Genomic DNA, 26,587 nt, shown 5'->3' on the forward strand with positions numbered 1-26,587 from the left:
GGTTTGTCACGCGCCGATGTCAAAGACGGCGCAGGGGTGGGTAGGCATAGTGGAAATCAAGATGGTCGCGTTGTGGCTGGTAGAGCCGCAGCACCACGAAAAACCGCTCGCCAGGCGGCGTGGGCAGCCAGTTGCCGCCGGGGCCGGGATCGTCCGCCTGCAGGCGGATCACCAGGCTGCCGTCCGCCTCCCGCCGCAATCCCGGTGTGCGGTCCCCAATCGAGTGGCGGTGGATGGGGTTGGCCACGAGCAGGCAGTCGCTGCGACGGTACATGGTCAAGGACCAGAAAGCGCCCACGCGCGGGCCGCCGTCCGGCGCGAAGCGCAGTTCGTAGGCGTTCGATCCATGCAGAGCTTGGCCGTCGGCGTCCACTTCCGCGGTGGGGTACATCGCTTCCTCGATGCCGAGTGCTCCGATGAAGTTGCGCGCGACGCGGGCCCGTGTCAGCACTTCCTTGCCCCAGTGCTTGCGCACGGCCACCGGCAAGGCCCAACCGCCGCCCAGGGCGTGCGGCTGCTCCTTCTCGCGCAGTTCCTCGAAGACGCGCGGCAGGGCCACCGCCAGCTCGGCATCGTTGTCCGGCCAGCGCAAGCGCTCGCCTTCGGGCACGGGGTTGCGTGCCAGGGCGTCCTCAACGATGGCACGGTAGAGCGCGACCGAGGGGGCGGTCGTGGCACCCGCGCGGCCATCCAGCCGCGTGTCCACCCGCATGGCCGCATCGCTGCCGTCCAGCCGGCGGGCCGTGATCTGCGTCTGCAAGGCCCGCACCTGTTCCAGGTCGGCGGTAGTGTCGTCGACCAGGACACGGCCGATGACCCAGACGTCCAGGCCGGGCGCGGCGATCACGTTCGACACGTCGGCCGGCACCTCGCCGCGCCAATCCGGGCCGTGCACCAGTGTGCGTTGGCGCCGGTTGCCCGTGGTGCGACGGCCGACATAGGCAAAGGGGTTGGTCCAGGCGTCGAGCAGGCCCAGCGTCCAGTAGCGTTCCCCCATGTCGGGGCTGTCGATCAGCACCGGCCCCTCGGACAAATCCAGCCAGGCATTGCTGAACACCGTGTCGTTGTTCGGGCTCACGACTTCCCGGTCGTCGGGACCCAGACGACGGTGGGTGTGGGTGAACTGGTTGACCCAGCGCAGGCGGGAATCGCGGTCGACGGCGGCGAAGCCCAGCGTGGGGTGGCGCCTCGCGGTCGTGGCCGCGCGCATGCGCATCATCTCGAACAGTGGCAAGGTGTGCACGACTGCCGCATGGGCCATCGTGTCATCGGTCGTGGGCAAGGAGAGCACAAGGTGGTTCATGGTGTTCAGGCGAGCACGCGGCTGTGCCGCAGGGCCGCGATGTCTGCTTCGGAGTAACCGGCCTCGGCCAGCACGGCCGCGCCGTCGGCGCCACACGCGGGGGCGGCCGGCGGTGCGGCTCGGGGTGCATCGCCCAGCCGGTAGGGCAGGCCCAAGGCGCGGTAACGCTCGCCATCGGCGGATTCGGCCTCGACGAGCAGCCCGCTCGCGGTCATGTCCGCGCTGGCCAGCACATCGCGATAACGGCGCACCGCGCCAGCCACGATCTGGTGCCGGCTGAGCAGGGCGACGCATTCCTCGCTGGTGTAGCCGGCCAAGGCCTCTTTCAGCACCGCGCGCAGCTCGGACCGGTGTGCGACGCGGCGCTCGTTGCTGCTAAAGCGCGGGTCATCCGCCAAGTCCTCGCGCGCGATGGCCCGGCAAAAACGCCGCCAATGGTCTTCCGCATAGGCGGAGAGCACGATGTGGCCGTCGCGCGTGGCGACCACCTCCGCCGCCGGGGCGTTGTGGGGCTGGCCGTCGCCCAGGCGCGTGGGTTCGGGGGCGCCGCCCAGGTACTCGCACCAGGTCGCGGCTTGCAGGTGCAGGGCGGTTTCCAGCAGCGACACTTCCAGCGTCTCGCCCAGACCGCTGCGCTCGCGCCCATACAGCGCCGCCAGCACGGCCTGCGCGCCGAGTTGCGCCGCAGCCGCGTCCACGATGGGTACGCCCACTTTCTGCGGCAGGCGGTCGGGTTCGCCTGTCACCGACATCAGGCCACTTTCGGCTTGCGCCGCGACGTCGTAACCCGGCCGGGCATGCGAGGGGCCTGCGCTGCCGAAGCCCGAGATGGAGAGATAGACGAGGCGCGGATGCAGCGCCCTGATTTCGGCTGCGCCGAGCCCGAGCTTGTCCATCACCCCGGGACGCAAATTCTGGATCACGATGTCGCTGCGCGCGATCAGTCGCAGCGCGATCTCCCGGCCGGCCTCGCTCTTGAGGTCCAGGGCGATCGAGCGCTTGCCCCGGTTGTAGGCCCGGATCATCGATTCGCCGTAGCGGCCGATGTGGCGCGCCTGATCTCCCGTCAGGGGTTCGACCTTGATCACGTCGGCCCCCAGTTCGGCCAATGTCATGGCCGCGCCGGGGCCCGCGATGTATTGGCCGAAATCCAGCACCTTCACACCGGCCAGGGGGGCGGCGCGCGCGCCGGGGGAAGAGGTGGGCGAGGGCATATGGGTCACGACGATAGAGGCGGGAAAGATTCCTGAAAATTCAATAATGCTGATGGCGTGATCACCAAAGTGGATCACGCCAACCCGCTAAAAAAGGATTCCGCCATGAAATCAAGCCCAGACTACCTGGTGCGTCGTCTGCGCCTGCGTCACCTCGAACTGCTGGTGGCGCTGGTCGACGCGGGCACCTTGCGCGCCGCGGCCACCCGCCTGCATCTGAGCCAGCCCGCGTTGAGCAAGATGCTCGGTGAGATCGAGACGGGTTTTGGCGTGCGACTGTTCGAGCGCAGTTCGCAGGGCGTGATGCCCAATGCGCTGGGACAGGCCGTGGTGTACCGGGCGCGTGTCATGCTCGGCGAGCTGGCGCGCGGCAAGGACGAGGTGGATGCCCTGCGCACGGGGGCGTCGGGGGTTCTGCGCGTCGGGACCCTGTCGGTGACCTCCGCGGTGCCGAAGGCGATCGTGCACCTGCGCCGCGGCCTGCCTGCCGCGCGCGTCCAGATCCTGGAGGGACGCGTCCGCGAACTGATCCAGCGCTTGCTCGACGGTGAACTCGATTGCGTGTTCGGCGCCATCACGCCCGAACTGCTCACGAGCGATCTGCTGCCCCAATTGCGCCCGGAAGTGTTGCTGGACGATGAACTCTGCGTGCTGTGCGGGGCAGACCATCCGCTGGGGCGCCGCCGCCGTCTGCAGTGGGCCGACCTGCGCACGTTCGCCTGGGTCACACCCCCCAAGGACACCCTGGTGCGTCAGGCCTTCATGACGGCATTTCTGAATGGCGGGCTGGAGCCGCCGGAACCGGCCATCGAGGTGCTTTCATCGGTGAGCGTGGGCAGTCTTTTGCGCATGGATTCCACGCTGCTGGGCGCGGTGCGGTTTGAACACGCGCAGGACGAGCTCTCGCGCGCTGGCGTGCGCCGCCTGACCGTGACACCCGCCGTTCCCCTGCCGTCGCTGGGGCTGTACACGCGCCGCGCGACCGAAAGCCCCACGCCCCTGGTCCAGGCCTTCGCGGCCGCGATCCGCCGGGTGGGTGCGCGGGCGCGCCTTGCCGATGCCGGCATTGGTGCAGGCTAGGCGGTGAGCTGATCCAGCAGTTCGACCAATTGCTCGAAGCTGCTGGCCCAGCCTTCGTGGTGACCTTCGCGCGAGGCGGTGGAAGCGAAGCCGGTCTGCAGGAAGTTCATCCGTGTCTGGCGCGGCCCGAGTTCCTCGAACGTCACGGTGACCAGCGTCATGGGGCCGGGTTGGCCCTGGTCGTCGAGCCAGCCGTGCGTCATGACCAGGCGTTCGGGTTCCACGATTTCCCGGTACACGCCATGCACCCAGTGGTCTTGTCCCTCGGGCGAGCGGATGCAGGCGCGGTAGGCGCCGCCCACCCGCACGTCGGAGCTGGCTTGGCCTCGGCTGAAACCGCGCGGGGCGGCCCAGCGGGCCATCTGCTCGGGGTCAGTCCAGGCGCGGAACACCAGGGGGCGCGGGGCGTCGAAGACGCGCGTGAGGGCGAGTTCGTTCTCGGCCGGGGGGAGGGCATCAGTCCTTGCGTTCATCGGAGGGCTCCTGCAGTTGAAGTTCATCGAGGTGGGCGGCGAGCTGGTCGAAGCTCCGTTCCCAGTAGGCGCGGTAATAGGCCACCCAGTCGGCCGCCGCCTTGAGCGGTGCCGCCTCCAGGCGGCAAGGCCGCGCCTGCCGGGCACGTGTGCGGGTGACGAGGCCGGCGCGTTCCAGCACTTTCAGGTGCTTGGAGATGGCGGGCTGGCTCATGGCAAAGGGTTCGGCCAGTTCCGTGACATTGGCTTCCCCGCGGGCCAGCCGGGCCAGGATGGCGCGGCGCGTCGGGTCAGCCAGGGCGGCGAAGGTGGCGGTCAAGGGGTCCACATGCATATAAATAACCAATTGGTTTTATAACTAATTGGATTTTAGTGAGGCGTGTTGTCTTGTCAAGGCTCTGCTTGGCGTGAGCACGGGCAGGGCGGGAAGGGGAGGGGCACTACGGACGCGTGCACGCAGGTCGGCCCCACGACGCGCGGAGCGCGCGCCACAGTTTCAGGCCCGCTGCGCCGCGGCCCGTCAGCCGCGCCATGCGCCAGGAGTCGGTAAATGGGGCTCGCGGGACTGGCCGGGCACGTTCAGGGTGCCAGCCGCTCGCGCACCCAGCGCTCGCCCGCTTCGCCGCGCTCCAGCCGGTAGCGCAGCCGGTCGTGCAGCCGGCTGGGCCGGCCTTGCCAGAACTCCCAGCGGTCCGGCACCAGGCGGAAACCGCCCCAGTGGGGCGGGCGGGGCGGGTTCAGCAGGTATTGCGCGCCGTAACGGGCGGCGTTGGCGACCAGCACGCCGCGCCCGCCGATGACCTGGCTTTGGGGGCTGGCCCAGGCACCGATGCGTGAATCGAGAGGACGGCTCTGGTAGTAGGCGTCGCTTTCTTCCGAGCTGATCTGCTCCACGCGGCCTTCGATGCGCACCACGCGTTCCAGCTCGACCCAGTGGAACTGCAGCGCCGCGTAGGGGTTGCCCGCGAGTTCGCGGCCCTTGCGGCTGTCGTAATTGCTGTACCAGACGATGCCGCGCTCGTCATAGCCTTTGATGAGCACGATGCGCGACGAGGGCCGCAGGTCGCTGCCCACGGTGGCCAGCGTCATGGCATTGGGTTCAGACAGTTGGGCCTGCAGGGCCTCGTTCAGCCACAGTGCGAACTGGCGCAGTGGGTCCGCCTGCGAGGCGTCTTCGCTGAGCTCGGCGCGACCGTAGCTTTTGCGCAGCGCCGCCAGGTCGCTGGCGCTCAGAGTCTGGGCGGGTGGGGTGGACGTCATGGCGCGATTGTAGGAAGCCGCTCGCGCAGGAAATCCAGGAACACGCGGGTCTTGAGCGGCAGGTGGGCCTGCCGCGGGTGGTAGGCGTACAGGCCGGGAAAACCGGCGCTGTACTCGGGCAGCACCTCGACCAGTGTGCTCGTGCGCAGGGGCTCGACCAGGGTCAGGTCCCAGCCCATGGCGATGCCCAGGCCCGCCGTCGCCGCGTTCAGGCCGGTCTGCCAATGGGTGGTGATCAGTGGGCCACGCACCGCGTATTCGGCGATGTCGCCATCGACCAGAAATTCCCATTTGTAGATCGCGCCGCTGCTGCGCATGCGGTAGTTGATGCAGCGGTGCGCCGCCAGATCGTCGGGGTGGCGCGGCGTGCCGTGCGCGCGCAGGTAGTCCGGCGACGCGACGCAGCGCATGCGGAACTCGCGTGTCAGCGGCACGGCCACCATGTCGCGTTCCAGCGATTCACCGATGCGCATGCCCAAGTCCAGGCCGTCGCGCACGATGTCCACGAAACCGTCGTCATACATCAGCTCAAGGCCGATGTGGGGATGTTGCGCGAAGAACTCCGGCAGCAGCGGCTCAATCAGGAATTGGCCCGCCATGTAGCTCAGCGTCAGGCGCAGGGTGCCCCCTTCGACCCCGGCGCTGGATTGCAGGTCTTCGGTGGCCGCCTTGAGGCTGGCCAACGCCGGCGCCACCCGTGCCAGGTAGGCGTGGCCGGCCTCGCTCAGGTTCACGCTGCGGGTGGTGCGCTCGAACAGGCGCACGCCCAGGCGGGTTTCCAGCTTCTTGATGGTCTGGGACAGCGCAGCGGGTGTCACGCCCAGGGCGTGGGCCGCCTGCGTGAGGCTGCGGTGGGCGGCCACCTGCTCAAAGGCTGCGAGCGCGGCCAGAACGTCGGATTGCATGGGGGGCGATTGTTAAGTGGAACTTGATAACCTAGATAGAGGCCAGGTATTTCTCTTTGACTGCGTCTGCGGCACACTGCCGCGGTTTCTTGCGTCCGCGTTCCCCCGGAACCGGCCGCCCCCGGTTTTCCGCCGTTCCCTGATCCACAAGGAGCCTCCATGGCAGTTTCATTCACCCTCAATGGCAAGCCGGCCTCGGTCGATGTCGACCCCGGCACCCCCATCCTCTGGACGCTGCGCGACACGCTGGGCATGACCGGCACCAAGTTCGGCTGCGGCATGGCCATGTGCGGCGCCTGCACCGTGCACCTCAATGGCGCCGCCATCCGCTCCTGCGTCACCCCGGTGGCCTCGGCCGAAGGACAGCGCGTCACCACCATCGAAGCGCTGGCGACCGACAAGATCGGCCGCGCGGTCGAGAACGCCTGGGTCAAGCACGACGTGGCCCAGTGTGGCTACTGCCAGAGCGGCCAGATCATGAGCGCGACCGCGTTGCTGGCCAGCAACAAGAAACCCAGCGACGCCGACATCGACGCCGCCATGGCCGGCAATGTCTGCCGCTGCGGTACCTACACGCGCATCCGCGCCGCCATCCACGACGCCGCCCGCGCCCTGGCCTGAACGAAGGGAGAACTTCCATGACCACCACCACACCCTTCCATTCCCGATTCATCGACGCCCAACTGATCGGCGCCTTGCCCAAGGGCCTGCAGGCCTTGGCCCAGCGCCAGAACGGCGAGGACGCCGACGCGGATGCCGGTCTGCCGCGCCGCAGCTTCCTCAAGCTGGCGGCAGGCTCCGGCTTCGCGCTGGGCGCATTTCCCCTGGCCGCTTCGGCCCAAGGCACGGCGGCTGGCGCGGGCGGCGCGGCGGCCAGCAGCCTCAAGCCCATGCAGCAACCTGCAGCCTTCGTGCGCATCACGCGTGACGGCATCGTCACGGTCACGGTCAACCGCCTGGAGTTCGGTCAGGGTTCCCACACCGGCCTGGCCATGGTCTTGGCCGAGGAGCTGGATGCCGACTGGGCCCAGGTGCGTGCCACGCACGGCAACGCCGATCCGGCCTACGTCGACCCGGCCTTCGGCATCCACATCACGGGCGGTTCCGGCGCGCTCAAGAATTCCTACACCCAGTACCGCGAACTCGGCGCGCGCACCCGCGCCATGCTGGTGGCCGCAGCCGCGCAGCAGTGGAAGGTCGAGCCGTCCGCGTTGCGCACCCAGGCCGGCGTGGTGATCGGCCCCGGCGGGAAGAAGTTGGGCTATGGCGAACTGGCCGAGGCCGCGATGCAGCTGCCCGTGCCCGAGCAGGTCGTCCTCAAGGACCCGAAGCAGTTCCGCCTGATCGGCCAGCCCACCGGCCGTCTGGACGCGCGCGCCAAATCCAGCGGCGGGCAGGACTACGGCATCGACGTGCGCCTGCCCGGCATGCTGACCGCCGTGGTGGCCTATCCGCCGGTGTTCGGCGCCAAGCTGCAGTCGGTGGATGACGCGGCGGCCAAGGCCGTCAAGGGCGTGCGGGCCGTGCTGCGCGTGCCGCTGGACCGGGGCGCCGAGGGTGTGGCCGTGATCGCCGACGGCTACTGGGCCGCCAAGCAGGGGCGCGACGCGCTCAAGGTGGACTGGAACACCAGCGCCGTCGAGAAGGTGGACAGCGCACGCCAGCTCACCGCCTACCGTGAACTGGCGACCAAGCCGGGTGCCTTGAAGTACGACGCCGACCTGTCCCAGCTGGCCAGCGCCCCCCGCAAGATCAGCGCCGAGTTCGTCTTCCCCTACCTCGCGCACGCGCCCATGGAGCCGCTGAACTGCACCGTGCAGATCAAGGGCCAGGGCGCGAACACCCAGGCCGAGCTCTGGACCGGCACGCAGATGCCGGGCCTCGACACCCTGGCCGCGGCCGCCGCGCTGGGTGTCACGCCGCAGAACCTCAAAATGAACGTGCAGATGGCCGGTGGTGGTTTCGGCCGCCGCGCCGTGCCCAGCAGCGAGTACGTGGTCCATGCCTGCGCGGTGGCCAAGGCCGCGCGCACGGCTGGCCTGGACGCCCCGGTGCGCACGCTGTGGAGCCGCGAGGACGACATCAAGGGCGGTTATTACCGTCCCATGCACCTGCACCGCGCCGAGATCGGCTTCGACGCGCAGGGCAAGGTGCTGGGCTGGAACCACGTGATCGTTGGCCAGTCCATCCTCAAGGGCTCGCCCTTCGAGGCCTTCATGGTCCAGAACGGCGTCGACGCCACCATGGTCGAAGGCATGAAGGAGCCCTACGACGTGCCCATGAAGCTCACGGTCCATCACCCCCAGGTGAACGTGCCCGTGCTCTGGTGGCGCAGCGTGGGATCGACCCACACGGCCTACGTGATGGAAACGCTGATCGACGAGATCGCCCGCGCGACGAAACAAGACCCGGTGGCCTACCGCCTCGCGCTGATGGAAGGCAAGCACCCGCGCCACCAGGCCGCCATGAAGCTCGCGGTCGAGAAATCCGGCTACGGCAAGAAGAAGCTGGCCGCCGGCCGCGCCTGGGGCGTGGCCGTGCACGAGTCCTTCAACACCGTGGTGGCCTACGTGGTCGAGGCCTCGGTCAAGGACGGCACCCCCAAGTTGCACGACGTGACCGTGGGCGTGCACTGCAACCTGGCCGTCAATCCCAGGAGCGTGGAAGCGCAGGTGCAGGGCGCGGCCCTGATGGGCCTGGGCATGTGCCTGCCCGGCGCGGCCATCACGCTCAAGGATGGCGTGGTCGAGCAGAGCAACTTCCACGACTACCCGGTGGCGCGCATGCCCGACATGCCGCGGATCGCCGTGCACATCGTGCCCAGCGCCGATGCCCCCACCGGCATGGGCGAACCCGGCCTGCCGCCGCTGGCGCCCGCCTTCGCCAACGCCATCGCGCAACTGACTGGCAAGACGCCGCGCCAACTGCCTTTCAAGCTGGACGCGGCCTGAGACGCGGGCAGACGCTGACGCAACGACGAGGAGCCACCCATGGACAGTCTGGACTTGCGCGTGTTGGCCGATGCCCTGGCCTGGCGGCGGGCCGGTCATGCCGTGTCCTTGGTCACGGTGGTGCAGACCTGGGGCAGCGCGCCGCGCCCCCCGGGCGCGCTGCTGGCCGTGCGCGGGGACGGGCAAGTCAGCGGTTCGGTCTCTGGCGGCTGCGTCGAGGATGACCTGATCGTTCGCGCGAAGGCCGCTCTGGCGGCTGGCGTCGCAATGGCGGGCGCCGCGACCCGCCCCGAACTCATCGTCTACGGCGTGGACCAGGACGAGGCCGCGCGCTTTGGCCTGCCCTGCGGCGGCACGCTGCGCCTGGTGCACGAACCGCTGCAGTCGGTGGACTGGATCGAGGACGTGCTGACCCGCACGGCAGCGCACCAGCTGGTGGCGCGCACGCTGGACCTGGCCACGGGCGCGGTCACCCTGGCCCCCGCCGTGCGTGGCCAGGAACTGGTGTTCGACGGACGGCAACTCACCACGCTGTTCGGCCCGCGCTGGCGGCTGCTGCTGATTGGCGCGGGGCAGCTCTCGCAGGCCGTGGCACCCATGGCGGCCTTGCTGGACTTCGAGGTGCTGGTCTGCGACCCGCGCGAGGAATACGCGGGCAGCTTCGACGGCGCGGCGGCGCAGCGCTTGCAGGGCATGCCGGACGACGTCGTGCGCGAACTGATGCCCGATGCGCACACCGCCATCGTCGCGCTCACGCACGACCCCAAGCTGGACGACATGGCGCTGCTGGAAGCGCTCAAGTCCGCCGCCTTCTACGTCGGCGCGCTCGGTTCAAAACGCAACCAGGGCACGCGCAAGCAACGCCTGGCCGAGCACTTCGACCTCAGCGCCGACGAACTTGCGCGCCTGCACGGCCCGGTTGGCCTGGACCTGGGCGCGCGCACGCCGGCCGAGATCGCCGTGTCCATCCTGGCCGAGATCGTGCAGGTGCGCAATGCGGCCTACCTGCGCGCGCGGCGCGAAGCTGTGGTGACATCCGACACCGCGCCGGACCTGGTCGTGGGGGCCAGGGCTGGCATCGCTGCGTCCACCTGCGTGGTCGCGCGCTGAGCCTGGCCGTGCGATGAGTTTTGTCGTGTTGGTTCTCGCGTCGGGGCGGGGCGAGCGTTTTCTCGCCTCGGGTGGTGCCGCGTTGGCCCCGCACAAGCTGCAGGCCCAGTTGCAAGGCCAGACCGTGCTGCAACGCACGCTGGACGCCGTGCGCGCCAGCGGCCTGCCCTGGCATCTGGAGCAGGCGAGCCACCCTGGCATGGGCGACTGCATCGCCGCCGCCGTGCGCGCGGCTTCGCTCACCTATCCAGATGCCCAAGGCTGGCTCATCCTGCCGGCCGATCTGCCCCTGATCCAACCCGACACCTTGCGCCGCGTGGCCGGGGCGCCCGCCGCCTGGCCGGTCGTGCGGCCGGTCCACCAGGGCGAGGCAGGGCACCCAGTACGTTTCGGCCGTGCCTGCACACCCGACTTGTTGGCCTTGCGGGGGGATGCGGGCGCGGCAGCGGTGGCACGCCAGCACGGCCCGGCCCGGCAGATCGACGTGGATGACGTCGGCTGCGTCACTGACATCGATACGGTGAACGACTTGGCCCGTGCCGAGGCCTTGCTGCGGGCGAGGCACTGAGCCGAGCCTGTGCGGCGCGCGCGTCGCGGGGTGAGCAAGCCAGTCGTCTTGAGCAAGGCGTAAGGCTCTTCGACAAGCTCACGGTGAACGGACTCAGAGTCGGCCTCAGGGCGCGTGCTTCAGCAGCGCCTCCAGTGCCTGGTCATGGATGCCGTGGGCGCGCAAGCTGTCCAGCGTCTGCCGGGCGTAGTCGCGTGTGCTGCCGTAAATGCCGTGGGCGTGCCTGAAGATGTGCTCGTACTGCCCGGCGCTCAGCGTGCCCGTGTAGTTGGGGCTGCGCCGTGACAGCGTGAAGGCCAGGGCCCGCACCGGGCCTTGCGGGGTGTCGCAGCGCAGCCAGCGCGGGTCATAGACACCGGTAGCCATCTCGCGCTGCCACAGCTGCGCCAGCGTGGCGGGTGCCTGGGCGCGCGCGATCCGGTAGACGACGCCGTGGCAACTGCCGCCCGAGAGCAGGGCGAAGACCAGGCCGGGCTGTTCCACCGTGCCGCGGTTGATGCGGCTCCACATCTTGAGCGCGCGATGCCAGCCGCGCACCCGAGCCATGCGGCGCTCGGTGTGGTCGAAGTCCGGCCGCCAGATCAGCGAGCCGTATCCGAACAGCCAGAAATCGCCGTGGTGCGCACCGTGCTCGGGGTGGTGTTCCTGCCACTCGCGCAGCGCGTGCGCGAGCATGGGGGCGGGGTCGCGCAGGGGGCGGGGCCGGGTGGCGTTCATGCGCACGAGGTTCAGGTTCCAGAGGTCAGGACCGGTCCAGGCGGCCCCCATTGGCCAGCCAGCGGTCCAGCGGCTGCGGCCGCGCGTGCAGGTAGCCCTGCTGCGCCGTGCAGCCGTGGGATGAGAGAAATTCCGCCTGGGCGCGCGTTTCCACGCCTTCGGCGACGACCTTGAGTTCGAGGTGGCGCGCCATGGACAGGATCATCTCGACGATGGCCGTGTCGCCCGGATCGTCCGGTGTGTCGGTGATGAAGCTGCGGTCGATCTTGAGCTCGTGCAGAGGCAGGCGCTTGAGGTAGGCCAGGCTGGAGTAGCCGGTGCCGAAGTCGTCGATCGAGAAGCGGATGCCGCGCTCGGCCAGGGCTTCCATGCGCTCGATGGTGTGTTCCAGATCATCCAGCAGCAGGCCCTCGGTGACTTCAAAGATCAACAGCGCGGTGTCGACCTGCTGCCGGTCCAGCAGCGCCAGCGCGCGCTCCACGAAATCGTGCTGATGGAACTGCCGCGGGCTGACGTTGATGGACACCGGCACGGCGTGACCCGCCTCGCGCAACTGGCGCTGGATGCGGCAACCCTGTTCCAGCACCCAGTCGCCCAGGCTCTGGATCAGGTTGCTCTCCTCGGCGATGGGGATGAAGCGCGAGGGCGGGATGGCGCCCAGCGTGGGGTGGGTCCAGCGCAGCAGCAGTTCCACGCCCACGATGGCGCCGCTGGCGTCCACCTGGGATTGCAGGTGCAAGGCCAGCTGGTTGTTCTCAATCGCGTGAGCCAGCTCGTTTTCGAGGTTCAGCTTGGCCTCGACTTCCTGCTGCATCTCGGCTTCGAAGTACGCGACCCGGTTGCGACCGGCCGTCTTGGCGCGGTACATGGCGGTGTCCGCGTTGCGCAGCAGTTCCTCGGCGCCCTGGGCCGCGCCGCCCAGCACGACTACGCCGATGCTGGCCTGCGTGCTGTAGGGCTGCCCGTCGAGCAAGAAGGGCTGCTCAAAGGCTTCGCGCACCTTGTCCCCGACCACGCGGGCGGCACGCGCCTCACCCGTCGCATCCGTGGGGCTGTGCGGCGAGAGGATGACGAACTCGTCTCCGCCCAGGCGCGCCACCGTGTCTTCCTCGCGCAGCAACCCGCCCAGGCGCCGTGCCACCGCGACCAGCAGGGCATCCCCGGCGGCGTGGCCGCGCGCATCGTTGATGTTCTTGAAGCGGTCCAGGTCCAGGTAGAGCAGGGTGCCCCCCTGGGTTCCACGTCGAGCGCTGGCCTGGGCCTGGTTGAGCCGGTCCATCAGCAGGCGGCGGTTGGGCAGGCTGGTGAGTTCGTCGTAATAGGCCAGGCGGTTCAGGGCCTGGGCCGTGCGGCGCAGTTCCTCCTGACCCTCGGCCAGGTTGCGCGCGATGATGAGCTGCTGCTCCAGCGAACGGTCCAGCTGCTGCAGCAGCACCGCGCAGGACAGGGTGAGGATGGCGCTGATGAACAGGAAGTTCACCGTGATCACCAGCCACTCGATGAAGGGCTGCCCCTCCAGACCCGGCACGTGCAGGTCGGTGTTGGCCAGGTAGCCCAGCAGCAGCAGCGTGACGGCGTTCAGCGCCAGGGCCGACAGCGCGGGCCGCAGGCCCAGCAGCAGCGCGGTCAGGACTGGGAAGGCCATCAGGTAGATCATGCTGACCGGCCCCACGGTCATCAGGAACCAGGTGCCCAGCAAGTAGGTCAACGCCAGCAGGTTCCAGGCCCGCAAGGCATAGGGCAGCCGCTGCCCGCGCCACAACGTGTAGACCCAGGCCAGGGCGATCACATCAATGACCACCGTGCCCCAATACGCCCGCTCGACGGCCAGCGTCATGCTGGGCAGGGCCGTCAGCGTGCCCAGCAGGGTGATGGAAAAAAGGACGGTGTTGAGAATGCGCGCCCGCCAGTCCGGCAGCACCTCGGGCGCCCCCGGTTCGTGAGGCAGGACGCGTTGCAGCAGCGCGGACTTCTTCAAGCGGTGTTCTCCGGCGACCGATGGGAAGGCCGCGGTAACCACATCCTAGCGCGGCTGGGTCATTGTCGGCAGTGTGTGCCGGGAAAGCCTGTTCAGCGCAGGCCGGCGCCCTCTGCGTGCTCGGCGCGCTGGATCAGCTCCACCTTGTAGCCGTCCGGGTCCGTCACGAAGGCGATCACCGTCGTGCCGCCCTTTACTGGGCCGGCCTCACGCGTCACATTGCCGCCCGCCGCCTTGATCTTCTCGCAGGCCGCGTAGGCGTCCGACACGCCCAGGGCAATGTGGCCATAGGCGCTGCCCAGCTCGTACTTGTCCACACCCCAGTTGTAAGTCAGCTCAATCTCGGCCTGGTCCGGGTTGCCATTGCCGTAGCCGATGAAAGCCAGCGAGTACTTGTACTCCGGGTTCTCGGACCGGCGCAGCAGGTTCATGCCGAGCACCTGGGTGTAGAAATCGATGGAGCGCTGCAGGTCGCCGACGCGCAGCATGGTGTGGAGGAGGCGCATGAGAGGGATTCCCTGGGTTGAAGCAAAACCAGGGACCGAGCATAGCGCGGAGGGGACGGGTGGGTGGGGGCTGGGGTTTAGGCGCCGCCTGGGCGGTGGACCGTTGCGGTTGATTGGGTGGAGGGCTGGAGTGCAGCGTGAGGTGCTGCTCGCTGTCTGCGGATGTACTTACGCTCACTGGCGGCAAGTGGTCGTACAGCGAGTCGCTTTACTTACCGGAGCGACGGCGTGGTAGGGCCGCGCGTAGCTCCTTCTCGCTGAGCACGTATTCAGATTTGTCGTTGAGTCGTTGGACGGCCAAATCAATGAATGCACGGGTACGAGCTGGCTGCGAAGATCTATTGCCGAAATAGACGAAGTAGTTGGCGTAGTTCGGCATGTGGTCGACGAGGATGGGAACCAACTGGCCTGATCGGATATAGGGCGCCGCCGTCACGCCGGCGAGTTGCCCGAGTACCTTGCCGGCCAGGACGGCCTGCAATTCAAACTGCTCGTCGTTGCTGCAAATCGCCGGCACGACAGGTTGATCCGCCGCCTGGTCGCCGAGCTTCACGCGCCACGGAAGAACCTTGCCCGTGCTCGGGTGCCGATAAGCGCTGCAGCGATGCGAGGCAAGGTCAGCCAGGGAATCTGGCACCCCGTGCCGCTGGAAATACGAGGGCGCGCCGCAAATCGGCATCTGCACCGGAAACAGCCGCCGGGCGATGACGCCTTCATGGGGTGAGGGCCCGAGACGAAAACCGACGTCCACCCGATCCTCCACCCAGTTGCCGATCCGATCATCCAGCAACACATCCGGTTGTATGCCCGGATGCAGGTCGCAGAACTCCTCGACCAGCCGCCAGACAATGGGCTGGAACGTCGTGCGCGGCCCCGTGATGCGTAGGGGGCCAGCAAACTCGTCCTTCGCCGATCTGGCCGCCTGCAGCGCTCGCTGCATTCCCAGCACGGACGGCTGCACGTCCTCGAACAGGCGATGCCCCGCATCGGTCAGCGACATCACGCGGGTCGTGCGATGGAACAGGCGAGCATCCAGATGCGTCTCCAACTGGGCCAGTGCCTTGCTTGCCGCCTGGGGACTGATGCCCAGCTCCAGGGCTGCTTTGCGCAGGCTGCCCAACTCTGCTGCCTTGATGAAGGTCGTGACCGACCGAAGTTCGTTGATTGCCATGGAGGGTCTCCTTCTCTGATGTGATTGTCATCAATTTGATGCCAATAAATCAACCTTTCCGTCACTATTCAGATGCCAGTGTCGCGCCTAAAGTTCGGTCCAACGAACCACCAAAGGCAGCGACTTATGCAGCACGTCACCTTGAACAACGGCCTCCAGATGCCTATCGTTGGCTACGGCGTCTTCCAGATTGCGGACGCCAACGAATGCCAGCGCAGCGTCGCCGACGCTATCGAGGTTGGTTATCGGCTGATCGACACTGCCGCCTCGTACATGAACGAAGAGGCGGTTGGCAAAGGCCTGCGGTCCAGTGGCTTACCGCGCGAGCAGCTCTTCGTCACCAGCAAGCTCTGGGTGCAGGAGACCGGCTACGAGCGTACGCAGCAGGCCATCGAGAAGTCCCTGCGCCGATTGCAGCTCGACTATCTGGACCTTTATTTGATCCACCAACCCTTCGGTGATGTCCATGGCTCCTGGCGCGCGATGGAAGACGCCTACCGTGCCGGCAAGTTGCGCGCCATCGGCGTGAGCAACTTCCAGTCGGACCGCCTGATGGACATCAAGGCATTCAATGAGATTGCGCCGGCGGTCAATCAGATCGAGGTCAATCCCTTTCAGCAGCAGTTGGAGAGCGTCCCGTTCATGAAGGAAATCGGCGTGCAGGCCGAAGCCTGGGCACCTTTTGCGGAGGGGCGCAACGGGCTCTTCCAGAACGAAGCGCTGTTGGCCATCGCGACACGCCACGGCAAGTCAGTCGGGCAGGTCGTGTTGCGCTGGCTGGTGCAACGGGGAATCGTCGCCCTGGCGAAGTCCGTGCGCAAGGAGCGCATGGCCGAGAACATCGCGATTTTCGACTTCGCGCTCGACGATGCCGACATGGCTCGCATCGCGACGCTCGACACCAACACGAGCAGCTTCTTCTCGCACCGTGATCCGGCCATCGTCAAGTGGATGTCCGAACGTAAGCTGGACATCTGAGTGTGATCATGGCTCTCTCCGGAACCCAGCTGCCGTCACGCAGCGCCAACACTGTCCTGGCCATCATCGTCGCCAGCTACCTGATGATTGTGGTGGACATTTCCATCGTCATCACGGGTTTGCCACGCATCCAGGCCAGCCTGGGGTTCAGCGCGGCCCAGCTGTCCTGGGTGACCAATGCCTACACACTGGCTTTCGGAGGACTCTTACTGTTGGGAGCCCGTGCTGGCGACATCTTGGGCCGGCGACGGATGTTCATCGTGGGCCTGTCGCTGTTCACTGCGGCGTCGGTGGCGATTGGCTTCGCACCGTCGGTGAGCTGGCTGCTGATAGCCCGCGCCATCCAGGGCGTCGGCGCCGCTGTGCTGGCGCCGTCAACGCTGGCGCTGCTCTCGACCCACTTTGCCGAAGGTCCGGCGCGTACCCGCGCACTTTCCCTGTATGCCGCTGCGGCGGGAGTGGGGGCCACGTTGGGATTGGTGCTGGGCGGCCTGTTCGCTGATCTGCTGTCCTGGCGCGCAGGCTTCTTCATCAATTTGCCCATCGGTCTGCTGCTGATCTTGACCGCCAGGCGGCACATCGCTGAGACTCCGAGGCATTCGGGTCGGTTCGACCTAACCGGCGCCGTCACCTCGACGCTCGGCATGACGTCGCTGGTCTACGGCCTGGTGCGCGCGGCCGACTCAGGCTGGAACGATGCCCCTGCGCAGGCCGCCCTGGCTGGCGGTGTGTTGATGACTGCCGCCTTCGTCTGGATCGAGCGCCGCGTCAGCCAGCCCATCTTGCCGCTGCGTCTTCTGGCCAGCCGCGAGCGCGCGGGTGCATACCTGGCTCGCATGCTCTTCCTCGGCGGTTCCGTGGGATTTTGGTTTTTCTCCACGCAGTTCTTGCAGGGCGTGCTCCATCTGAGGCCCCTGCAAGCAGGCCTGGCCTTCCTGCCCGTCACGCTGCCCAACTTCGCCTCCGCGATGGTCGTGCCCAAGCTGGCCCGTCGCTTTGGCAACGAGTGCTTGCTCCTCGTGGGCCTGCTGCTCGGCGTTGTGGGCCTGTTCTGGCTGGGCCAGGCCGATCCCCACTCAAGCTACTGGACGGGTATCGCACCGCCCATGGTTCTCATCGGTCTGGGCCAGGGTCTGCTGTTGGGTCCGCTGACTGCGGCAGGCGTGATGGGTGTCGCGCGCGAAGACGCCGGCGCCGCCTCGGGCCTCGTCAACGTCGCGCACCAACTGGGCGGCGCCTTGGGGCTCGGTGTGCTCGTGCTTGTCTTCGCCAGTGCCGCGCCTGTCGGCGCTCATGACAGCGCGACCCTCGCTCACCAAATCGCGGCAGTCATGGATGTTGCCGCCGTTCTGCTCGGCCTGGCACTGATGGTGTCCTGGTTCTTCATCGTCCTGCCGCTCCGTGGCAGTCAAACCCGACCTAAGGAGGCGCACTCGTGAAAACCATTCTCTCGATAGCCCTGAGTTGCGCTGCAACAGCGGCAACTGCGCAGTCCTCTGCCGCAACTGCTGCCTCGCCTGTGGTCGAGGTGCGCTCCGCATCTTCACAGCCTGTCGCCACGGGGTCCGCAGAGACCTTTACCGGGAGCGTGCTCATCAGCTCGCCATTTCAGGCCTTGCCGCCAGGCAAAGCGGGTGGTGCTACCGTGACCTTCGCGCCCCGCGCACGGACAGCATGGCACACCCATCCCCTGGGTCAGACCTTGATCGTCACGGCCGGGCTGGGCCTGGTTCAGCAGCAAGGACATCCGGCTCAAGTCATCCGCCCTGGCGATGTCGTCACCATTCCCGCCAATGTGCGTCATTGGCATGGCGCGGCAGCTGACGGTTCGATGACCCACGTCGCCATCGCCGAGAAGGAAAACGGTGTCTCTGTGACCTGGGAGGCCAAGGTCAGCGATCAGGACTACCAAACCGCCTTGGACAGTACCGGGCTTGCAACCCTGGCCGGTGAGAGGTTGAAAGCCGCGCTACGCGCGCAAGCTTCGTCCGAGGTTCTGAGCGCGAGGCAACAAGCCATTCCGCTGATTGCTGCCTTCGTGGCGATCAGTGATATGCCCAGGCTGAACACCGCGCTGAACCGGGGACTGGATGCGGGATTGACCGTCGGTGAGGCCAAGGAAATCCTGGTGCAGCTCTACGCATATGCCGGATTCCCGCGCAGCCTCAACGCGCTCGGTGAATTGCTGAAGGTTGTGGAAACTCGCAAGCAGCGTGGCATCCATGACGCGCCGGGCCGCGAGCCCAGCCGAACCATCGCCACGGGCCACGAACTGGTCGTGGCCGGCAGGGCGAACCAGACAGAGATTTCCGGCGGTCCGGTTCAAGGCCCCGTGTTCGATTTCGTGCCCGTCATCAACCAGTTCCTGCAGACTCATCTGTTCGGTGACATCTTCGAGCGCGACAACCTCGACTGGCAAAGCCGCGAGCTGGCCACGGTCGGCGCGCTCGCCGCCACCCCGGGCGCGGAGGCGCAGTTGCGCTCGCACATGCGCGCCAGCCTGCGCGTGGGCTTGAGTGCCTCCCAACTGCGACAGCTGACACAGGCGCTGGCCGACGGCGTTGGTCCAGAAGCCGCCGACCGCGCGAAAGATGCACTCACACAAGCCCTTGCTGCCGCATCGAAAGGTTGAACATGAACACCACCCCCATCCTGTTCACCGCTGCCATGGCCATGGCGAGCCTGCTGAGCGGCTGTGCGATGAGTTCCAGCAACTCCGGTCCTTTGATGATCAAGGCCCAAGGCAGCTTCGCTGCGGGTGGCACGGTTCAGGCAACCCCTGGCAACTACGACAACAACAAGCCCACGGCTGCGGGGCAGAGCTTCCACGGCGATCATCTCTACGCCTTCTATCAGGTCCCGCAGAACCCGAAACCCTTACCCATCGTGATGCTGCATGGCGCCTTCCAATCGGCACGCAGTTGGGAGACAACGTCGGACGGTCGAGAGGGCTTCCAGACCTTGTTCCTGCGTCGCAGTTTCCCGGTCTATCTGGTCGATCAGCCGCGCCGCGGACGTGCCGGCAATAGCACCGTCGCTACAACGACCGAGCCAACGCCTTACGACCAGCTCTTCTTTGACCAATTCCGGCTCGGCAAGTGGCCAAACTACTTCAACAACGTGCAGTTCGACCGCAAGCCGGAGACGCTGGAGCAATTCTTCCGCTCGGTTACGCCCAACACCGGCCCCTACAACGCAGGCGTGATCTCTGACGCCATGTCGGCACTGTTCGCCAAGACTGGCCCGGCGATTCTGTTCACTCACTCCCAGGGCGGTGGTCCGGGCTGGCTGACGGCGATCAAGAGTCCCAACGTCAAGGCCATCGTCGCTTTCGAGCCGGGCAGCGGCTTCATCTTCCCTCAAGGCGAAATGCCACCGGCAATGCCGAGTGCCGCCGGCACGCTGTCACCCGAGGCGGTGCCACTGTCGGACTTCCAGAAGCTCACCCGGATTCCCATCGTCATCTATTACGGTGACAACTTTCCGGTCGAGCCAACCATGGAGCGTGGCCAGGACAACTGGCGTGTGCGTCTCGCCATGGCGCGCCTCTGGGTGGATGCCATCAACAAGTACGGTGGAGACGCTCGCCTGGTGCACCTTCCGGAAGTCGGCATCCGTGGCAACACGCATTTCCTGATGTCTGATCTGAACAATGTCCAGATCGCCGACCTAGTATCGCAATTTCTCTCCGAGAAGAAGCTCGATTGATCCTTACACCCCGCCGCGCTGTGCGGCGCGGCAGCTCAAGAAGATTGGAGCCCACATGAACCACGAAGCCATCAATGAGAAGAGGCGGGAATTCCTCGGAACTTCCACACTCGTACTGTCAGCCGCAACCATTGGAGTTCCTGCCATGACCATGCCTGGCCCGGCAGCCGCAGCCGACTACAGGAAGAATCCCTTCACACTGGTGTATGGCGGAGCCATCACCGCCAACGAACCCGGCAAGGTCAACATCCATCCGGTGAAGTACAAGCTCAAGGGCTTGGACATCGTCGCCAACGTCTATACCCCCGCGAACTTCGATCCGAAGAAAAAGTACGCCGCAGTTGTCGTTGCGCACCCGAACGGCGGGGTGAAGGAGCAGACCGCTGGCCTGTATGCGCAACGGCTGGCAGAGCTGGGTTATGTCACGATGGCTGCCGATGCCGCTTACCAGGGTGGAAGTGGTGGATTGCCTCGTTCGGTGGACACGCCGGCAAACCGTATCGAGGATATCCACGGTATGGCGGACTTCATCACCGTCTATCCGGGCGTCGACGCCGAGCGCCTCGGCCTGCTTGGTATCTGTGGCGGTGGAGGGTATTCGCTGTCTGCAGCAAAGACCGACAAGCGCTTCAAGTCGGTGGCGACGCTCAGCATGTTCAACTCCGGCCGTGTTCGGCGCAATGGCTTCGCCGATTCACAACTTGCCACCATCCAGCAACGCCTGAAGCAGGCTTCGGATGCGCGTGCTCAGCAAATGGCAGGGGGCAAGATTCTCTATGCGGGTGATGCCGACATGACTGACGCCCAAATTGCCGCGCTGCCCTTCGAGATGTACCGGCAGGGCTACGAGTACTACTGGAGGACGCACGCCCATCCCGGCTCCACCTTCAAGTACACCATGAGTAGCCTGCTGGACCTGATGCGTTGGGACGCCATCGACCAGATCGAGTTGATCGAGCAGCCGCTGCTGATGATTGCCGGCAGCAAGGCCGACAGCCTCTACATGACCGAGGAAGCGTTTGCAAAGGCGACAGGAGCCAAAAACAAGGAGTTGTTCAAGGTCGAAGGTGCTACGCATATTGAGACCTACTGGGTTCCCAAGTACGTGGAGGCTGTTGTGGCCAAACTGACTCCGTTCTACGCCCAAAACCTCTGACGCAAGGCGCCGAATTCTTGGTTGGGCCTGATTCAGGCTTCATCGGTTCGCACGACGACTTCCCATGACATCCACCACGGATTCCGTTCGACGATCGCTCATGGCTGCCCTGACCGCGCTGCCCCTTGCCGGGGCAACAACGGCCTCCGAAAAGCAGGAGCAGAGTCGGCACTCCGGATCGACGATCCTCGTCGCCTATTTTTCACGGTCCGGCAATACGCGGGTCATCGCCAGCCTCCTGCACCGATCGCTCAACGCTGACCTGTTCGAGATTCAACCGGCGACACCGTATCCCGAGGACTACCTGGAAACTGTCGAAATGGCACGGCAGGAACGCGACAGCGGACGTGAACGATCCCTGGCCATCAAGGTGGCGAACATGGCGGTCTACGACACGGTCTTCCTCGGTTTCCCCATCTGGGGCGAAACGACACCACCCGTGATCCGCGCGTTCTTATCCGCGCACAAGCTATCGGGGAAGTCGCTGATTCCTTTCGTCACACACGGTGGTTACGGACTTGGCAACAGTCAGTCTGTGCTGGCCCGTCTTGCACCTGAGGCGCGACTGCACAAGGGTTTCTCCATGGAAGCAGATCAAGAACGGAGAACGATGAATCAGGTCAACGATTGGCTGAAGAAGATCCAGGCCCGCACCTGAAGAACTATTTTGTTTAAAGGGTAGGGATTCGGCCCACTGAAGCTGCCTGACGACGTTTGTCATGGCGATCTTGTCAGTAGTACTGCTGAACGGCCACTTCGTGGAAGCAGCTGGCCAGCCTGAACGCTGCTCGATGACAGGTTCTGGTGTCAGCAGTCATTGGGGCTCCGAAATCTAGTGACGGCATCCAGCCTAAAACTGACATCGCTTTGCCAAAAAGTCTGGCGGTAGCGATCGCTGCCAGACTTGGCCTCCCACGTATCGCGCGGTTACTGCTCTAAGCTGGCAATTGACCCGAAATCCTCCCCTTGAACCGTCGACCAGCAGGCGTCATAAACGCCCGCTAGGCCGCGTCATTGCTAGAGGGTTGTTTTCGACTTCAGCAGAAAACAGGAGTCTCCTCGCCAGGCCGCATAAAACCTAGGCCCTTGTTTTCGACTTTAATTGTACGGAACAACCGATGTTTTGTGCAATTAAAGTCGAAAACAGCCCTCTAGCATTGGTGCGGCTTTGCGGTCCATCGATTTCATGAGTCGTTTGAGAGAAGTCGAAAATAATCCTTACAGAACGATCGACTCGATCTGAAAGTTTGTTCAGTAGGCGTCAGAGTTCTGATGAACCCGGCACCCCAGTCCGAGAGGTTCACTCCTTATCCAAGATGATTTTTGGATTGTTCAGACTGTGGCTAAACGGCTGCACGTGGCTGGTCGGGTGGGCTCTGCTCTACGTCCCACAATAGTCTTCCGGGTAGATATTCCTGGAAAGATAGTGATAGATGTCCACGTTTTCATTGTGCTTCTGATTGTTAATGCTTTTAAAAATCGTAGAGTATTGACTACGGTAGTGGGTATCAGCAATCTGATTTATGCTGTCGATTCTGAATTCATCCTAGCGCTTTTTTCGGTTTACACGCGCTTGCTGATACTGTTCGAAATCGAGTGTGATCTAGGCGGCGTAGAAATATTGCTGGCAGCATGCCAATTCATTCAGAAAGTACGCAAGACGAAAGCAAGGAGAAGCCTTCATGAGCATCTTTTCGAACTTCGGAATCGCGAAACGCCTCTATCTCGCCTCCGCCATTCTGATCCTTGCGCTGATTGGTGTGACCACAGTGACATGGCATTCAATGAGCAAGGTGGCTGTTCTGGCTGAGCAGACGGATATACAGCGCGTGCCTCAACTCACGCAGATTGCCACAATGGAACTGAATGTGACCCGTGTGTCGCTGCAGATTCGACACGCGATGTTGGTCCGGACGCCTACAGACTTAACAGCGACTCTGGCGGATATTGGCGAGAAACGGAAAAAGATCAATGAGACCTTGCAGGCCTTCGAGGCCGGAATTTTCACCTCTGCCGGTCGCGAGACCTTCGCCCAGATGACACCTCTGATGCAACGTTTTTGGCAACTTGGCACAGAGAACATCAAATTGATCCAGGAGGGGCGAAAAGACGAGGCCTTCGATTTCCTGGTTCAGAAGACCATCCCTGTCCGCAATGAGTTGCTCAAGGTGTTAGATGCCGAGAAATATCGACAGGAAAAACAACTGAGAACGGAACTTGCAGAAGTAAAAGAAAGAGCAGAGACGGTCCGACTCGAACTCGTATTGTTGGTCGTTATGGTTGCGGTTGGCATGTTCGTCTTGCCTTGGTACATCGCCGCTCTATTGCAGCGACGCACCAAGGTCTCGCAGGACGTGGCGGATCGAGTACGCGATGGTGATCTGACTCGCACCGTGCAGGACGATACTCATGACGAGTTCAGTCCCTTGCTGGCTTCCCTGTGTGAAATGCAAACTTCTCTGTCACGCATCGTTGCCATCGTGCGCCAAAACAGCGAATCGGTTTCCACAGCCAGCGCCGAGATTGCCCAGGGCAATCAGGATCTCTCCGCCCGCACGGAACTCCAGGCTAGCGCGCTCGAGGAGACAGCCGCCAGCATGGAAGAGTTGTCTTCCACAGTCAAGCAGAATGCCGACAACGCGCGTCAGGCCAATCAGTTGGCCCAGAGTGCGAGCACGGTAGCTGTGCAAGGTGGTGAAGTGGTGGCCCAAGTGGTAAGCACCATGAAGGAAATCAATGATTCCAGCAAGAAGATTGCTGACATCATCTCCGTCATCGACGGCATAGCCTTCCAGACCAACATTCTGGCGCTGAACGCAGCGGTGGAAGCTGCCCGCGCGGGCGAGCAAGGCCGTGGCTTTGCCGTGGTGGCTGGCGAGGTGCGCAATTTGGCCAGCCGTAGCGCCGACGCGGCTAAGGAGATCAAGATTCTGATCACCGACAGCGTCAGCCGGGTGGAGCAAGGCAGTGCGCTCACTGATCAAGCTGGCAGTACCATGAGCAAGGTTGTCAGCAGCATCCGCCGGGTGACCGACATCATGGGCGAGATCAGCGCCGCCAGCGTCGAACAGAGTTCTGGTGTCTCACAGGTGGGTGAAGCCGTGACACAAATGGACCAGGCCACTCAGCAGAACGCGGCATTGGTGGAAGAAATGGCCGCAGCGGCAAGCAGTCTCAAGGGCCAGGCCCATGAACTGGTGCAAGCCGTGGCTGTGTTCAAGATCGACGGAAATGGCAGCGATGTGCCAGCGGTTGCCTCTGCAGCGACGCGTGCAAGTGCTGCTTCCCTGCTTCAGCAGAATGCTGCACGGCATTCTCCAGGACATACGCGCGTAGCTCGTTTGCAACCTCGGACTGTCTCTGCACAATCGGAGCCTATCCGGCGGCTCACCGAGACGACGGATACCGATGGTTGGGGAACGTTTTGAAATCTCTTCACTAGCTCTGGTTATTGAAGATCAACTAACACTAAGCTATGTGTTCTCCTTCGACGGGAGCAGAAAAATGGTCGGAACAAGATCCTTAGTTGTGTAGATCTGATTCAGATTGAGCCGCTGCTTCCGCGATTTTTTGCCTCGATTCCTAGCCAGGTAGCCAGCTTCTCGACATAAGGATCAAGCTTGCTTGGGCTGACCCGCCTTGTGTATAGGCGAGTTCGGTCTGATTCGACCGCAGGCACTTCTTCACTGTATTGCGAGCAGGCCTGTGCACCTGGATCGCATGATTCAAGCGTTCAGCGGTGCTGTGCATACGCATGCCCTCACACCGGTTCGTGTCGGAGCACTGCAATATTCACCGTTGCCCGAATTTCGAACCCCAAGCTCTCGTATAGAGTGATCGCGGCAGTGTTTGTCGCCCATGCGTGCAGGAACGGTAAACCCCCATGGCGCTGGATGTCCGCCGCCGCTGCGGCCGATAGTCGCCGTGCCAACCCGCGGCCTCGGAAGTCGGGATGGGTGCAGACGCCGCTGACTTCGACATGCCCAGTAAAGCGCATGCGCTCTCCCGCCATCGCGGCCAGCCGACCATCGATGCGTACGCCGATGAAGCGACCCATCGTGTGTGTCCGTGCAAGGAAGGGACCTGGCTCGGTCAATCTTGCAAGGGCGAGCATCTCGGCCGCATCCGCGTCGCCAAGCACCTGAATGTCGTCATCCGTATGCAGTCGACGTGTCGCAACCATCTGCACGCCTGATGCGGCCTTCACTATTTCCAAGCCGAGTGGCACCACGATCGGTGGAACCTGCGCCAAATAGACGCTGTCGTCGCCTGGTTGCACCAGTGCGGCCAGCGCCGCCAAGCTATCGGGGCTTTCGTCGGGTGTCGCTGCAAAGCGGTTGATGTCGGGCTGGAACCGCCGCGCGCGCTCATCACCCAGGCTCCAGTGCGGCTGATCTCGCAGGCTGGCCCAAACGGGACGGTCGAGGTCAAGCATGCTCATGTCTCCTCTACCCGTTGCAGCAATGATCTCTCTGCCAGCGCCTTCTCGAGCGCGGCGAGCTGGGTAAGCAGATCACCTTTCAGACCAGAACAGGCATGAGCTACGGAGGTTTCGATGGCCGGCCAAGCCACGCCCTTGGCGCGCTGTACAAGGGCACGTCCCTTGCGGCTCAGGCCTACGCGGCGCACCCGCCGGTCATCCTCACTCGTTTCGGACTGCACAAGGCCATTGTTCTCCAGTCCACCCAATGAACGCGTGACGACGGGTTGGCTGACACCAACTGCCTGACCGAGATCACCCACGCTCAACGCGCCCAGTCGGTCCAGTGCCGCGAGCAGCGGAAAGTGGGCTGCTGGCTGATCGAAGCCGTGCGCTGCGAGCACAGCTTGTGTCTGCGCCTGTAGCGTCTCGCCAATACGCTTCAAGCGCGTTCCTAGGCTCAAATGTCCGAGTTCCTTGACGACGTCTTCGATCACAAAGGCTCCTCTCAATTTAATATATATCATGATATATAAATCGAGAAATGACGTCAATCACGGTATCGGGCGAGGTGGATGGCCACGAGCTTGCTAGACGCATTAATTAGCGGCCGGGCCGTTCTTGGTTCAAGGAAAAAACGCGGCCCTCGGGGCGGAAAATTCAAAGGCAGTGGTTGATCTAGCGTGATCTGGCCACGATCCACAGCGCCCAACTGGCCAAAGCGAGAAGCACGCTCCAAGTGATGAATGACCCGAGGAATTGCATAGTGAACTTGGGTCGCTCCATTCCTAGCGCATGAACGACTCGCCCAATTACATAGGTGCTTCCAAGCCCTTCCAGCCAATAGCCAGATCCACCGGCGTACTCGATCAAAACCAGCAGAATGAGCACAAAGGGTGTGTATTCCACGAAATTGGCATGAGCCCGCATCCTCTCCTGCAGCTCAGGTATGCCGAGATCTCCAACTCCACCGGGTCCGTTGAGGCGGATCCGCACGCACCGATAGGCTAGCCACAAATTAATGAGCGAAAAAATGGCTGCAAAGGTCAGTGAAATCGGAAGTGGCATCTTGAGGGGCGTCATGCCAAT

25 protein-coding genes are annotated in these 26,587 nt (G+C 64.5%); 12 read left to right on the forward strand and 13 right to left on the reverse strand.

Translation table 11 applies throughout. From position 1 onward, the window contains the following. Positions 1-19 precede the first annotated feature (19 nt). Together DW355_RS07405 and DW355_RS07410 are read right to left on the reverse strand one after the other, a co-directional pair. Positions 20-1,303 (reverse strand): DUF1254 domain-containing protein, encoded by a 1,284-nt coding sequence (locus DW355_RS07405; RefSeq protein WP_131278884.1) that lies wholly within the window; start codon positions 1,301-1,303, stop codon positions 20-22. Positions 1,304-1,308: 5 nt separating this feature from the next. After that, positions 1,309-2,517 carry a CaiB/BaiF CoA transferase family protein gene (locus tag DW355_RS07410; protein WP_131278886.1) on the reverse strand — a complete coding sequence of 403 codons (1,209 nt, stop codon included), beginning with the start codon at positions 2,515-2,517 and terminating at the stop codon, positions 1,309-1,311. A 105-nt stretch (positions 2,518-2,622) separates the two neighbouring features. Between DW355_RS07410 and DW355_RS07415 the strand changes: the two genes are divergently transcribed. Continuing rightward, entirely contained in the window at positions 2,623-3,597 is a 975-nt protein-coding gene (locus tag DW355_RS07415) for a LysR family transcriptional regulator (RefSeq protein ID WP_131278888.1), read from the forward strand. On the opposite strand, the gene DW355_RS07420 is transcribed toward DW355_RS07415, so the two are convergent. The 4 genes from DW355_RS07420 to DW355_RS07435 form a co-directional block, all read right to left on the reverse strand. Next, the gene (locus DW355_RS07420; RefSeq protein WP_131278890.1) at positions 3,594-4,070 is read right to left on the reverse strand and encodes an SRPBCC family protein; all 477 of its coding nucleotides are present in this window, start codon (positions 4,068-4,070) and stop codon (positions 3,594-3,596) included. The genes DW355_RS07415 and DW355_RS07420 overlap by 4 nt on opposite strands. Next, positions 4,054-4,404 carry an ArsR/SmtB family transcription factor gene (locus DW355_RS07425; protein ID WP_131278892.1) on the reverse strand — a complete coding sequence of 117 codons (351 nt, stop codon included), beginning with the start codon at positions 4,402-4,404 and terminating at the stop codon, positions 4,054-4,056. The genes DW355_RS07420 and DW355_RS07425 overlap by 17 nt, the downstream gene beginning before the upstream one ends. 245 nt (positions 4,405-4,649) lie before the next feature. After that, positions 4,650-5,330 carry a pyridoxamine 5'-phosphate oxidase gene (gene pdxH, locus DW355_RS07430; protein WP_131278894.1) on the reverse strand — a complete coding sequence of 227 codons (681 nt, stop codon included), beginning with the start codon at positions 5,328-5,330 and terminating at the stop codon, positions 4,650-4,652. Then, entirely contained in the window at positions 5,327-6,235 is a 909-nt protein-coding gene (locus DW355_RS07435; RefSeq protein ID WP_131278896.1) for a LysR family transcriptional regulator, read from the reverse strand. Before DW355_RS07435 ends, pdxH begins: the two co-directional genes overlap by 4 nt. A gap of 159 nt (positions 6,236-6,394) precedes the next feature. On the opposite strand from DW355_RS07435, the gene DW355_RS07440 reads away from it, so the two are divergent. From DW355_RS07440 to DW355_RS07455, 4 genes are read left to right on the forward strand one after another with little or no spacing between them, the layout of a single operon-like run. Then, positions 6,395-6,856 (forward strand): (2Fe-2S)-binding protein, encoded by a 462-nt coding sequence (locus DW355_RS07440; RefSeq protein ID WP_131278898.1) that lies wholly within the window; start codon positions 6,395-6,397, stop codon positions 6,854-6,856. Between the two features lie 17 nt (positions 6,857-6,873). Next, positions 6,874-9,186: a xanthine dehydrogenase family protein molybdopterin-binding subunit gene (locus DW355_RS07445; RefSeq protein ID WP_131278900.1), complete on the forward strand. Its 2,313-nt coding sequence runs from the start codon at positions 6,874-6,876 to the stop codon at positions 9,184-9,186. A gap of 39 nt (positions 9,187-9,225) precedes the next feature. Further along, positions 9,226-10,296: an XdhC family protein gene (locus DW355_RS07450; protein ID WP_131278902.1), complete on the forward strand. Its 1,071-nt coding sequence runs from the start codon at positions 9,226-9,228 to the stop codon at positions 10,294-10,296. Positions 10,297-10,309: 13 nt separating this feature from the next. Then, positions 10,310-10,864 (forward strand): nucleotidyltransferase family protein, encoded by a 555-nt coding sequence (locus DW355_RS07455; protein ID WP_131278904.1) that lies wholly within the window; start codon positions 10,310-10,312, stop codon positions 10,862-10,864. 105 nt (positions 10,865-10,969) lie between these two features. Here the strand turns inward: DW355_RS07455 and DW355_RS07460 are convergent, their stop codons facing one another. From DW355_RS07460 to DW355_RS07475, 4 genes are all read right to left on the reverse strand, one after another. Beyond that, positions 10,970-11,581 (reverse strand): gamma-glutamylcyclotransferase, encoded by a 612-nt coding sequence (locus DW355_RS07460; protein ID WP_131282447.1) that lies wholly within the window; start codon positions 11,579-11,581, stop codon positions 10,970-10,972. 25 nt (positions 11,582-11,606) lie between these two features. Next, positions 11,607-13,559, reverse strand: coding sequence for a putative bifunctional diguanylate cyclase/phosphodiesterase (locus DW355_RS07465; RefSeq protein WP_242671331.1), 1,953 nt, complete (start codon positions 13,557-13,559; stop codon positions 11,607-11,609). Positions 13,560-13,651: 92 nt separating this feature from the next. Beyond that, positions 13,652-14,065, reverse strand: a complete 414-nt coding sequence (gloA, locus tag DW355_RS07470; protein ID WP_131278906.1) for a lactoylglutathione lyase — start codon at positions 14,063-14,065, stop codon at positions 13,652-13,654. 208 nt (positions 14,066-14,273) lie between these two features. Beyond that, positions 14,274-15,236: a LysR family transcriptional regulator gene (locus DW355_RS07475; protein WP_131278908.1), complete on the reverse strand. Its 963-nt coding sequence runs from the start codon at positions 15,234-15,236 to the stop codon at positions 14,274-14,276. A 126-nt stretch (positions 15,237-15,362) separates the two neighbouring features. Here DW355_RS07475 and DW355_RS07480 point away from each other — a divergent pair, with 126 nt between their 5' ends. From DW355_RS07480 to DW355_RS07510, 7 genes are all read left to right on the forward strand, one after another. Then, on the forward strand, positions 15,363-16,214 hold the full coding sequence (locus DW355_RS07480; RefSeq protein ID WP_131278910.1) for an aldo/keto reductase: 852 nt from the start codon (positions 15,363-15,365) through the stop codon (positions 16,212-16,214). A gap of 8 nt (positions 16,215-16,222) precedes the next feature. Next, positions 16,223-17,653, forward strand: coding sequence for an MFS transporter (locus DW355_RS07485; protein ID WP_131278912.1), 1,431 nt, complete (start codon positions 16,223-16,225; stop codon positions 17,651-17,653). After that, entirely contained in the window at positions 17,650-18,846 is a 1,197-nt protein-coding gene (locus DW355_RS07490) for a (R)-mandelonitrile lyase (RefSeq protein WP_165493144.1), read from the forward strand. The genes DW355_RS07485 and DW355_RS07490 overlap by 4 nt, the downstream gene beginning before the upstream one ends. A gap of 2 nt (positions 18,847-18,848) precedes the next feature. Further along, a complete protein-coding gene (locus tag DW355_RS07495) occupies positions 18,849-19,922 on the forward strand; it encodes an alpha/beta hydrolase (RefSeq protein ID WP_207388096.1) in 1,074 nt (357 codons plus the stop codon). 55 nt (positions 19,923-19,977) lie between these two features. Next, positions 19,978-21,078, forward strand: a complete 1,101-nt coding sequence (locus DW355_RS07500; protein WP_131278916.1) for an alpha/beta hydrolase — start codon at positions 19,978-19,980, stop codon at positions 21,076-21,078. A 100-nt stretch (positions 21,079-21,178) separates the two neighbouring features. Continuing rightward, a complete protein-coding gene (locus tag DW355_RS07505) occupies positions 21,179-21,736 on the forward strand; it encodes a flavodoxin (RefSeq protein WP_207388097.1) in 558 nt (185 codons plus the stop codon). A 1,024-nt stretch (positions 21,737-22,760) separates the two neighbouring features. Beyond that, a complete protein-coding gene (locus DW355_RS07510) occupies positions 22,761-24,506 on the forward strand; it encodes a methyl-accepting chemotaxis protein (RefSeq protein ID WP_131278920.1) in 1,746 nt (581 codons plus the stop codon). A 332-nt stretch (positions 24,507-24,838) separates the two neighbouring features. Here DW355_RS07510 and DW355_RS07515 read toward each other — a convergent pair whose 3' ends face one another. The 3 genes from DW355_RS07515 to DW355_RS07525 form a co-directional block, all read right to left on the reverse strand. Then, the gene (locus DW355_RS07515) at positions 24,839-25,513 is read right to left on the reverse strand and encodes a GNAT family N-acetyltransferase (protein ID WP_131278922.1); all 675 of its coding nucleotides are present in this window, start codon (positions 25,511-25,513) and stop codon (positions 24,839-24,841) included. A gap of 2 nt (positions 25,514-25,515) precedes the next feature. Next, positions 25,516-25,995, reverse strand: a complete 480-nt coding sequence (locus DW355_RS07520) for a MarR family winged helix-turn-helix transcriptional regulator (protein WP_131278924.1) — start codon at positions 25,993-25,995, stop codon at positions 25,516-25,518. Between the two features lie 181 nt (positions 25,996-26,176). Beyond that, positions 26,177-26,581: an MAPEG family protein gene (locus DW355_RS07525; RefSeq protein ID WP_207388098.1), complete on the reverse strand. Its 405-nt coding sequence runs from the start codon at positions 26,579-26,581 to the stop codon at positions 26,177-26,179. Positions 26,582-26,587: the final 6 nt, after the last annotated feature.

The organism is Hylemonella gracilis (assembly GCF_004328645.1).
GTDB lineage: Bacteria > Pseudomonadota > Gammaproteobacteria > Burkholderiales > Burkholderiaceae_C > Hylemonella > Hylemonella gracilis_B.